Annotated in this window: 10 protein-coding genes; 3 read left to right on the top strand and 7 right to left on the bottom strand. The window is 70.8% G+C overall.

All coding sequences use genetic code 11. From position 1 onward, the window contains the following. Positions 1-2 precede the first annotated feature (2 nt). Positions 3-362 carry an NADH-quinone oxidoreductase subunit A gene (locus tag ACWDUZ_RS13235; RefSeq protein WP_007383963.1) on the bottom strand — a complete coding sequence of 120 codons (360 nt, stop codon included), beginning with the start codon at positions 360-362 and terminating at the stop codon, positions 3-5. An 885-nt stretch (positions 363-1,247) separates the two neighbouring features. Here ACWDUZ_RS13235 and ACWDUZ_RS13230 point away from each other — a divergent pair. Continuing rightward, entirely contained in the window at positions 1,248-2,084 is an 837-nt protein-coding gene (locus ACWDUZ_RS13230) for a C40 family peptidase (RefSeq protein ID WP_451631922.1), read from the top strand. Positions 2,085-2,282: 198 nt separating this feature from the next. Here ACWDUZ_RS13230 and ACWDUZ_RS13225 read toward each other — a convergent pair whose 3' ends face one another. Continuing rightward, positions 2,283-3,575 carry a geranylgeranyl reductase family protein gene (locus ACWDUZ_RS13225; protein ID WP_451631921.1) on the bottom strand — a complete coding sequence of 431 codons (1,293 nt, stop codon included), beginning with the start codon at positions 3,573-3,575 and terminating at the stop codon, positions 2,283-2,285. 97 nt (positions 3,576-3,672) lie between these two features. Here ACWDUZ_RS13225 and ACWDUZ_RS13220 point away from each other — a divergent pair, with 97 nt between their 5' ends. Together ACWDUZ_RS13220 and ACWDUZ_RS13215 are read left to right on the top strand one after the other, a co-directional pair. Next, positions 3,673-4,188 carry a GNAT family N-acetyltransferase gene (locus tag ACWDUZ_RS13220; protein WP_451631920.1) on the top strand — a complete coding sequence of 172 codons (516 nt, stop codon included), beginning with the start codon at positions 3,673-3,675 and terminating at the stop codon, positions 4,186-4,188. A 119-nt stretch (positions 4,189-4,307) separates the two neighbouring features. Beyond that, positions 4,308-4,631, top strand: coding sequence for a PASTA domain-containing protein (locus ACWDUZ_RS13215; RefSeq protein ID WP_451631919.1), 324 nt, complete (start codon positions 4,308-4,310; stop codon positions 4,629-4,631). Positions 4,632-4,653: 22 nt separating this feature from the next. On the opposite strand, the gene ACWDUZ_RS13210 is transcribed toward ACWDUZ_RS13215, so the two are convergent. The 5 genes from ACWDUZ_RS13210 to ACWDUZ_RS13190 form a co-directional block, all read right to left on the bottom strand. Further along, positions 4,654-5,346 carry a demethylmenaquinone methyltransferase gene (locus tag ACWDUZ_RS13210; RefSeq protein WP_451631918.1) on the bottom strand — a complete coding sequence of 231 codons (693 nt, stop codon included), beginning with the start codon at positions 5,344-5,346 and terminating at the stop codon, positions 4,654-4,656. 35 nt (positions 5,347-5,381) lie between these two features. Beyond that, on the bottom strand, positions 5,382-5,981 hold the full coding sequence (locus ACWDUZ_RS13205) for an imidazolonepropionase-like domain-containing protein (RefSeq protein WP_451631917.1): 600 nt from the start codon (positions 5,979-5,981) through the stop codon (positions 5,382-5,384). Positions 5,982-5,988: 7 nt separating this feature from the next. Continuing rightward, positions 5,989-7,203: a cyclic dehypoxanthinyl futalosine synthase gene (mqnC, locus tag ACWDUZ_RS13200; RefSeq protein WP_451631916.1), complete on the bottom strand. Its 1,215-nt coding sequence runs from the start codon at positions 7,201-7,203 to the stop codon at positions 5,989-5,991. A gap of 261 nt (positions 7,204-7,464) precedes the next feature. Beyond that, positions 7,465-9,324, bottom strand: coding sequence for a protein kinase domain-containing protein (locus ACWDUZ_RS13195; RefSeq protein ID WP_451631915.1), 1,860 nt, complete (start codon positions 9,322-9,324; stop codon positions 7,465-7,467). An 85-nt stretch (positions 9,325-9,409) separates the two neighbouring features. Then, positions 9,410-10,258, bottom strand: coding sequence for a menaquinone biosynthetic enzyme MqnA/MqnD family protein (locus ACWDUZ_RS13190; protein ID WP_451631914.1), 849 nt, complete (start codon positions 10,256-10,258; stop codon positions 9,410-9,412). Positions 10,259-10,297 lie beyond the last annotated feature (39 nt).

Genomic DNA, 10,297 nt, shown 5'->3' with positions numbered 1-10,297 from the left:
CCTCAGTCCCATTCCAGGCCGCCGCGCCGCCATACGTACGCGTAGGCGACGAAGACGGTGAGCACGAAGAGCAGCATCTCCACGAGCCCGAAAACACCCAGGGCGTCGAAGGTGACCGCCCAGGGGTAGAGGAAGACGATCTCGATGTCGAAGACGATGAAGAGCATCGCCGTCAGGTAGTACTTGATGGGGAAGCGCCCGCCGCCGGCCGGCGTGGGGGTCGGCTCGATGCCGCACTCGTACGCTTCGAGCTTGGCGCGGTTGTACCGCTTCGGACCGATCAGCGTGGCCATGACCACGGAGAAGATCGCAAAGCCTGCCCCGAGGGCTCCCAGTACGAGGATGGGCGCATACGCGTTCACCGCTCCTCGCTCCTCTCAGTCGGCACTGACTGCTGGCGGTTGCGCTGGACTCGGATCCGTCTCGTCTGTCCCACCACCCCCGCCGGCCCCGCGAAGATCGAGAACATGTGAAGCAGGTCACAAGCCCAACTGCAGGGCATCTTATGCCCGACGCTCTGTGATCTGCGACACGGGGTATTACTCGAGCTTTGTGATCTCTACCACCTGACGAACGATCATCAAGGCGGATGAGCGGTGATCTTCGCACTCGAAGCACCTGAGCGATCACCACTGGTTACATTTTACCTCGTATTTGCAGGTGAGAGGGGGTCTGCACTATCAGACGGCCAGCGCCCGCCGCAAAGTGGCGAGGGCCGTCAAGGCCTTGATATAGGGCTGCTTTTCACACCTCGGAGGGACGCCGGAACGGGAAGTGGACACGTTCACCGCTTCACAAGCGAGCACCCGTCAGCGGAAGAGGCGTGAGTGAGCAACAGGAGAGGCCTGCGAGTCCGCTGAGGCCGACGAGATTTCGGTGACTGTTGTGATGAAAGGGACTTCAGCTCATCAAACAGTCATAGCTCTCACACTGCCTCGCGCGATCGCGCGTGGGCCTGATGCACAGACGCAGGGCGGCGCGGTGACCGTTCCGTGACCTCCGCCACATCCATGAGAACACCATGAGAACCGGGCTTGGCCAACCGTCCCCACCAGTGATAGGCGGGAGGGCAATTCGGGCGTAACAGCGAAAGGACATGATCACAGGCATGATCACGTGCGTCCGCAATGTCCGTTACGGCGTCAATAAAGAGCGGCACGCCCGGGATTCTGGCTCCCCGTTGAGTAAATGTGGCGCAGCACACGTTTCTTGAAGATATGAAGGAGCCCCTGATACCGGTTGTTCCCATGTCCCACACCGCTCACATACGCAGCCACCGGAAGCCCCGCCGTAGCGCGTCGAAAATCGCGATGCGGGCCGGAGTTGCCGGTGGCGTCCTCGGCACCCTGGCGGTGGCCAGTGCGTCCGCCTCGTCGGCGAACGCGGCCGAGCCGGTCACCCAGACCCTCGAACTGCCCACGCTGACGGCCGACCTGGCCGCTCAGGTCGCTCAGTCCGCGGATGCCACGCAGCAGGCTGCCGCGAACTACCAGCTCCGGGCCGAGCGCGACGCGGCCGCCGCGAAGGCCGCGAAGCAGGCCAAGTCGGACCTGGCGAAGGCGAAGAAGAAGGCCGAGGCCGAGGCCGCGGCCAAGAAGAAGGCCGCCGAGGCCGCCGCTCGCAAGGCCGCCGCCGAGCGCGCCTCCCGCAGCACGGCGCGGGCCACGCTGACCGCCTCCGCGGGCTCCGACACCTCCGCCTCCGTCTCCACGAGCACGTCCAGTGCCACCGGTTCGGCCGCGACCGTGATCTCCTTCGTCAAGGCGCAGATCGGCAAGTCCTACGTCATGGGCGCCACCGGCCCCAGCGCCTACGACTGCTCCGGTCTGGTGCAGGCCGCCTTCAAGCAGGTGGGCATCAGCCTGCCGCGCGTCTCGCAGGACCAGTCGACCGCCGGCACCCAGGTGTCGCTGTCCAACCTGCAACCGGGCGACATCCTCTACTGGGGCGGCGCGGGCAGCGCGTATCACGTGGCTGTGTACGTCGGTGACGGTATGTTCGTCGGCGCGCAGAATTCCTCCACGGGCATCGTGGAGAAGCCGCTGTCGTACGACCCGCCGACCGGCGCGGTCCGGGTGCTCTGAGACAGCGCACGGAGCCGTACGGGGTGAAAGGGCCGCAGCCGCTCGGGGGCAGCGGCCCTTCCGGCTTTCCCGGTTCGCCCGGTTCGCCCCGGACGGAACCGAAACGCACCCTGAAGGGCCCGAACCGCTTTTGGGCAGACGTGGTTGAGGCCGGCTCGGGAACGAGCCGGCCTCCGCGTCATCCCGTCCCGCGACGGTTCACGCCTTCGGCGCCACCTTGCTCAGGCCGTTGATGATGCGGTCCATCGCGTCGCCGCCCGTGGGGTCGGTGAGGTTCGCCAGCAGCTTGAGGGTGAACTTCATCAGCACCGGGTGGGTCAGGCCACGCTGGGCGGCGATCTGCATGACCTTCGGGTTGCCGATGAGCTTCACGAAGGCCCGGCCCAGGGTGTAGTAGCCGCCGTAGGTGTCCTTCAGGACGCGCGGGTAGCGCTGGAGGGCGAGTTCGCGCCCGGCGGCCGTGCCGCGGGAGTGCGCCTGGACGATGACGTCGGCGGCGAGCGCGCCGGACTCCATGGCGTAGGCGATTCCCTCGCCGTTGAAGGGGTTCACCAGGCCGCCCGCGTCACCGACGAGCAGCAGCCCGCGTGTGTAGTGCGGCTGGCGGTTGAAGGCCATGGGCAGCGCGGCACCGCGGATCGGTCCCGTCATGTTCTCCGGCGTGTAGCCCCAGTCCTCGGGCATGGAGGCGCACCACGCCTTGAGGATCTCGCGCCAGTCCAGCTCCTTGAAGGCGGCGGAGGTGTTGAGCACGCCGAGGCCCACGTTGGACGTGCCGTCGCCCATGCCGAAGATCCAGCCGTAGCCGGGCAGCAGGCGGTCCTGGGAGCCGCGCCGGTCCCACAGCTCCAGCCACGACTCGAGGTAGTCGTCGTCGTGGCGCGGCGAGGTGAAGTACGTCCGCACGGCCACGCCCATCGGGCGGTCCTCGCGGCGGTGCAGGCCCATGGCCAGGGACAGACGGGTGGAGTTGCCGTCGGCGGCGACGACGAGCGGCGCGTGGAAGGTGACCTCGCGCTTCTCCTCGCCCAGCTTGGCCTTCACCCCGGTGATGCGGCCGGTGCGGTCGTCGACGATCGGCCCGGAGACGTTGCAGCGCTCGAACAGCCGCGCGCCCGCCTTCTGGGCCTGCCGGGCGAGCTGCTCGTCGAAGTCGTCGCGCTTGCGGACGAGTCCGTAGTCGGGGAAGGAGGCGAGTTCCGGCCAGTCCAGCTGGAGCCGGACACCGCCTCCGATGATCCGCAGCCCCTTGTTGCGCAGCCAGCCCGCCTCTTCCGAGATGTCGATGCCCATGGCGACGAGCTGCTTGACGGCGCGCGGGGTGAGACCGTCGCCGCAGACCTTCTCGCGGGGAAACGCGGTCTTCTCCAGCAGGAGCACGTCGAGACCGGCCCGCGCGAGGTGATACGCGGTGGTGGAACCGGCCGGCCCCGCTCCCACGACGATCACATCAGCGGTGTTCTCGGAGAGGGGCTCAGTCACGACGGTCACGGCGGGATCTCCCCAAATTCGAAATCTGCGTGCCGACCGGCACTGGACATGGGCAGTCTATTCAGCGGAATTGATCAACCGGTCGAAGGGATGCCCCGTGAACCGAGCCCTCCCCGTCGTAAGGCTGCGCGTCCCCACCGACGAGGACGCCGTCGCCTGGCACCGGATCTTCGACGACCCGGAGGTCATGGAGTTCCACGGCGGCAGGTCGGCCGGGCTCTCCGTCTACGAGGAGCTCACCGCCCGCCAGCGCCGGCACGACGCCGAACGGGGCTTCTGCCTCTGGACGATGCTGGACGAGTCCGGCACCGTCCTGGGTTTCACCGGCGCCCAGCCGTGGCCGGGCGACTGGGGTCCGGTCGGCGAGACCGAGATCGGCTGGCGGCTCGGACGGGCGTACTGGGGCCGGGGATACGTCACCGCCGCCGCCCGGATGACCCTGGAGCGGCTGCGCGCGGTGGGACTGCCGACGGTGGTGGCCATGGTGGACGCACGCAACGCGCGGTCCATCGCGGTCACCCGGCGCCTCGGCATGCGCCTGGAGGAGACCTTCGTGACCCCCGAGTTGCGGCGTGAGGGCCACTGCTACCGGCTCGACCTCGGCACGTCGTGACGGTACGTATTCAATTGTCACGGAAAGACACCTGACGCTTCCGGGCGGCACCCCGGCCGGTTACCCTTCCGGTACCGCTGGGGGTGACGTCTGTGCACATAACACCCAAGACACCGGAAGTGCGTGTTCCGCGCCTGGTCGGACTGATGGCCGTGGACGCGCGCGAGACCGCCCGGGCACGGGGCCTGTTCCTCAACGCTCCCGACCGCCCCGACTTCCACCTGACCGTCGTCGACTACGTCGTACGCCAGTACCCGCAGCCCGGTGCCGAGGTGCCCCGGGACTCCATGGTGTACGTGTGGTTCGACTTCGGCCTGGGCGAGGGCGGCGGAGGCGTCCGCGAGCCGCGCGTGCCGAGACCGCCCGCGGGCGGTCTGCCGCGGGAACTGGAGGAGCCGGGCCACTCCTACGCCGTCACCCCCGCAGCCGTCACCCCCACATGAGGAGGGCTGCCCGGCGGGACGCTCAGGCCTTGAAAGCCCGGTGCAGGGCCACGATGCCGCCGCTGAGGTTGCGCCAGGCCACCTGCGACCAGCCCGCCGTGCGCAGCCGTTCGGCCAGCGCGGGCTGGTCGGGCCAGGCACGGATGGACTCGGCGAGGTAGACGTACGCGTCGGGGTTGGAGGACACCGCGCGCGCCACGGGCGGCAGGGCGCGCATCAGGTACTCGGTGTAGACGGTGCGGAACGGCGCCCAGGCGGGGTGCGAGAACTCGCAGATCACCACCCGGCCGCCGGGCCGGGTCACCCGGTGCATCTCGCGCAGCGCCGTGTCGAAGTCCTGGACGTTGCGCAGCCCGAAGGAGATGGTGACCGCGTCGAAGGTGTCGTCCTTGAACGGCAGCCGGGTGGCGTCGCCGGCCGTGAACGGCAGCCAGGAGTGCCGGCTCTTGCCGACCTGGAGCATCCCGAGGGAGAAGTCGCAGGGGACGACGTAGGCGCCGGCGCGGGTGAAGGGCAGCGAGGAGGTGGCCGTGCCGGCGGCGAGGTCGAGGACCTTCTGCGCCGGCCGGGCGTCGACCGCTCTGGCGACCTCCTTGCGCCACCGCCGGTCCTGTCCCAGGGACAGCACGTCGTTGGTCAGGTCGTACCGTTCCGCCACGCCGTCGAACATCGAGGCGACTTCGTGCGGCTGCTTCTCCAGGGATGCGCGGGTCACGGGCCCATTGTGGCAGGCGGGGGTGCGCAACGGGCTCAGCGGCCCCGGTACACCAGCCGTCCGCCGATCACGGTCGCCACACACGTGGAGGCGCCTCGGCGGACCAGCTCGGCCCGGTCCGCGACGTCGAACACGGCGAAACGGGCGGGCCCGCCCGGGACCAGCCGCGGCAGCAGGACCAGCGGGGTCGGGGACAGCGCCGCCGGACCCGGAAGGCGCTCGGGCCGCTGCCCCACGGCGAGCCCGGTGCGGCGCACCGCGTCGGCCACGGCCCGCGACCGGAACTCCCCGGCCACCGCCACCGTGCCGTGCGCCAGCATCCGCTGCACCCCGCGTCGCGCGCTGGCGCCGAGGCGCGCGGGATCGCTGCGGAAGATCTCCTTCGCCCGCGCCCCGCCGATGGGCTCGGTGCCGAGGACGCCGGCCTCGCGCGGGTCGGGGTGGTAGGTGGCCTCCAGCAGTTCGGGACCGTACGGGTTCAGCAGCCCCGGCGTGAGGATGCCGGGCCAGCGCCGCACCCTCGCCCGGGGCTCGGCGGCGGCCAGCTCCTCGTACGGGCCGACGGCGACCACGGTCGCGCCGTCGACCAGGACGGCCGCCTCCGGAGAGTGCTCGGCGAAGTGAAGTGTGAGCACGGCGCGCCTAGTTGGACGCCAGCAGCTTCAGCTCGGGGTGCGCGGTGCCACCCGCGATCGCGGTCGAGGAGATGTGGGACATCACGCGGTCGTCGACCGGGTCGTTCGCCGGGTCGTCGTGGACGACGAGGTGCTCGTACGTCGTCGAGCGCTGGGCCGGGACGCGGCCCGCCCTGCGGATCAGCTCGATGATCTCCATCCGGTTGGAGCGGTGCTTGGCTCCGGCGGAGGAGACGACGTTCTCCTCCAGCATGATCGAACCGAGGTCGTCGGCGCCGTAGTGCAGGGTCAGCTGGCCGACGTCCTTGCCGGTGGTCAGCCAGGAGCCCTGGATGTGCATCACGTTGTCCAGGAAGAGGCGGGCGATCGCGATCATCCGCAGGTACTCGAAGATCGTGGCCTGCGTACGGCCCTTCAGATGGTTGTTCTCCGGCTGGTAGGTGTACGGGATGAAGGCGCGGAAGCCGCCCGTGCGGTCCTGGACGTCCCTGATCATGCGCAGGTGCTCGATGCGCTCGGCGTTGGTCTCGCCGGTGCCCATCAGCATGGTGGAGGTGGACTCCACGCCCAGCCGGTGCGCGGTCTCCATGATCTCCAGCCAGCGCTCACCGGACTCCTTCAGCGGTGCGATGGCCTTGCGCGGCCGCTCGGGAAGGAGTTCGGCGCCGGCGCCGGCGAAGGAGTCGAGCCCGGCCTCGTGGATCCGGGTGATGGCCTCCTCGACGGAAACCCCGCTGATCCGGGCCATGTGCTCGACCTCGGAGGCGCCCAGCGAGTGGATGACCAGCTGGGGGAAGACCTCCTTGATGGCGCGGAAGTGCCTCTCGTAGTACTCCACGCCGTAGTCCGGGTGGTGGCCGCCCTGGAACATGATCTGCGTGCCGCCGAGCTCGACGGTCTCGGCGCACCGCCGCAGGATGTCGTCCAGATCCCGGGTCCAGCCCTTCTCCGTGTCCTTGGGAGCGGCGTAGAAGGCGCAGAACTTGCACGCGGTGACGCACACGTTCGTGTAGTTGATGTTGCGCTCGATGATGTACGTCGCGATGTGCTCGGTGCCCGCGTACGTGCGGCGGCGCACGGCGTCGGCGGCGGCGCCCAGCGCGTGCAGCGGCGCACGGCGGTAGAGCTCGAGCGCTTCCTCGGGGGTGATCCGCCCGCCGGCGGCGGCACGGTCGAGGACGGCTGTGACATCAACAGAAGCGAGGTCGGCCTTCTCGGACACCGGCGGTCCCTTTCGCAGGATTCGTCAGGGTGGACAGACCCGGCCAGCTTATGCCAGCGCGTTCACCGGGCCGACGCCAGGCCGCCCCGGCCGGGCGCGGACGGCCCGGCGGTGCACGCACGGTCCCCGTCCCGGTCCCGGGGTCGGATCTGCCCGCCGACGAGGACGTCTTCGTGGTGGACGGGGAAAGCCTTCCTCGTCCACCGGGTACTCAAGGAGCCTTTGTTCGTCGCCGGCCCGGTCGCGGGCGGCGCGCGCGGATCAGTTCACGCGCTCCACACGGGCCTTGGGGTTGCCGGCCTTCGGGTCCTCGGAGGTGAACCGCAGTGCGTCGGCGCCGTCGGGGCGGAGGCGGACCACATGGGCGTCGGGGACGCAGTGCGAGGGGTTGCCCTTCTTGCCCCGCCCGACGGCCACGAGTTCCTTGTCGGTGACGGACTTCAGGGTGAGGACATCGACGCAGGCGTCTCCGAGGGCGTCCGTCTGGGTCACCGAGCCGACGACGCCGCCCGGCGCGGCCTGGCGTACGACGATGTCGTAGGTGCCGCCGGGGATGTCCACCCCGGCCGCGGTCACCGTGCCGGCGCCGCGCCAGGTGCCGAGGTAGGCCTTGGGCACGGCGGCGGCCGTCGACGACGCGGGCGGCCGGCTTCCGGTGTCCGCGGGAGGCGTGCCACCGGTGCCGGAGGACCCGCCGCCGTGAAGCTGGTCGAGCAGCACCCCGCCCACCGTGGTCACCACCGCCAGCGCTGCCGCGACCGCGAGCACCACACCGCAGCTCAGCCGCCGCCCCCGGCCCGCATTCCCGGGTGCCGACCCGGCCGACACGGTGACGGAGAACCTGCCGGACCCGGACCCGGGTCCCGGCCGCCGATCGGCCTCGCCCGAGGGGCCCGGCGCATCGGGGCCGGGCGCGGCGGGAAAGGCTGGCGTCGTCTGCTGTCCGGGCCGGGGCGGCAGGGTCGTGGCGGACGCTCTCGGCGGAGGTACGGAGGGGGCCGCCGGCATCACGGGCGGCGGCCCGAACACCCCGGGCACCGGCGGCGCTTCGGGTGTCAAGGCCTCCGGTCCGGAACCGGTGGGCCCGCTCCCCTCCCGCACACCGCCTCCGGGAGAGGCGACCGCCGCCCCGCTGTACCCCGTCGGACCGGACCCCGATTCAGCGGATTCAGCCGACTCGGCCGGTCCGGCGGGTACGGCAGGTCCGGCCGGCTCGCTGTGCTCGGCCTCCAGGTTCAGCAGCTGTACGGCGCCGCGGCTGACCTGCTCGACCAGCCGTCCCGGGAGCCAGCCGCCGGCCACCAGTCGGGCCGCGCCCTCGGGGGCGAGGCGGCGGGCGATCGCGGCGGGGGCGGGGCGGGTGGCCGGGTCCTTGGCGAGGCACGCCCGTGCCAGCTCTCGTAGTTCGGCGTCGGCCAGCCGGTCCAGCTCCGGTTCCTCGTGGACGACCTTGTAGAGCAGCGCCGCCGAGGAGTCGCCGGGGAACGGCGGCTCACCCGTCGCCGCGTGGACCAGGACCGCGCCCAGGGAGAAGACGTCCGCCGCGCCGGTGACGCCCTTGCCGAGGATCTGCTCGGGCGCCATGTAGCCGGGCGAGCCGATCGAGACGCCGGACGAGGTCAGGGACGCCGTGCCCGCCATGGCGCGGGCGATGCCGAAGTCGATCAGCAGCGGGCCGTCGAGGGTGAGCAGCACGTTGGACGGCTTCACGTCCCGGTGCACCAGGCTCAGTTCGTGCACCGCCGTCAGCGCCTCGGCCAGACCGGCGACGAGGCCCCGTACGGAATGCGCGGGCAGCGGCCCCGCGTCCGCGATCGCCGCCGCGAGGGAGGGACCGGCCGCGTAACCGGTGGCGACCCAGGGCACGGGCGCCTCGGGGTCGGCGTCCAGCACGGGGGCCGTCCAGGCGCCGCCCACCCGGCGCGCGGCGGCCACCTCGCGCCGGAACCGGGCCCGGAACTGCTCGTCCAGCGCGAAGTGCGGATGCACGATCTTCACCGCGACCGTGCGGCCGCCCGCGCTGCGGCCGAGATAGACACGGCCCATACCGCCGGAGCCCAGCCGGCCGAGCAGCCGGTAGGGCCCCACGACGGTGGGCTCGTCGGGTCCCAGCGGCTGCATGCGTGCGTCCTCCCCCGTACGACTCCCTCAGCAGGGTAGTGCCGAACGGCGGAGCCCCCCAGGGACTTCCCGCGGCCCGGGCCCGCTACGGACGCAGCAGGTCGACCTTCACGTCCGCCGGGAAGCCCGTCGTGGGGCCGACCCGGCGGGCGAACTCGGCGACCGCCTCCAGCTGCGGTCCGCCGAAGCTGAAGTCGAGGGTGGTGAAGTACTCCTGAAGGACCTTCTCGTCGAAGGCCTCCCAGCGGGCCGCCTGTTCGGCGACCTTGCCGACCTCCTCCAGGGACAGGTCGCGGGAGGACAGGAACGCCTCGTGCACCTTGCGGGTGAGCAACGGCTCCCGTTCGGCGTACTCGCGGCGGGCCGCCCAGACCGCGAAGACGAACGGCAGGCCGGTCCACTCCTTCCACAGCTGCCCGAGGTCGTGCACGTCGAGGCCGTAGCGGGGGCCGTCGTGGAGGTTGGCGCGCAGGGCCGCGTCGCCGATGAGCACGGCCGCCTCCGCCTCCTGCATCATCAGGCTCAGGTCGGGCGGGCAGGTGTAGTAGTCCGGTGTCACACCGAACCGCTCGGCAAGCAGCAGCTGGGCCAGGCGGACGGAAGTGCGGGAGGTCGAGCCGAGGGCGACACGGGCGCCGTCGAGCCGGTCCAGCGGGATCTGCGAGACGATCACGCACGACATCACCGGGCCGTCGCAGCCGACGGCGATGTCGGGGAAGGCGACCAGGTCGTCGGCGTGCTTGAGGAACTCCACGAGGGTGACCGGGCCGATGTCGAGGTCTCCCCGCACGATCTGCTCGCTGAGCTTCTCCGGAGTGTCCTTGGTGAGCTCGAAATCGAGGAGCGTGCCCGTTCTCGCGAGCCCCCAGTACAGGGGCAGGCAGTTGAGGAACTGGATGTGGCCGACGCGCGGCCGGGTGCGAGAATTGTCCACATCGCGAGACTAGACCCTGGCCGATACGCTCCCGTCCCC

This window comes from Streptomyces sp. NPDC003393 (assembly GCF_053589015.1).
Note: the sequence above shows the minus strand (reverse complement) of the source record. Positions and strands in the feature narration are given on the sequence as shown.

Bases quoted from the DNA above. Each gene is read 5' to 3' on its own strand.
- ACWDUZ_RS13230 (WP_451631922.1), top strand. From the start codon at position 1,248: ATGTCCCACACCGCTCACATACGCAGCCACCGGAAGCCCCGCCGTAGC.
- ACWDUZ_RS13195 (WP_451631915.1), bottom strand. From the start codon at position 9,324: ATGCAGCCGCTGGGACCCGACGAGCCCACCGTCGTGGGGCCCTACCGG.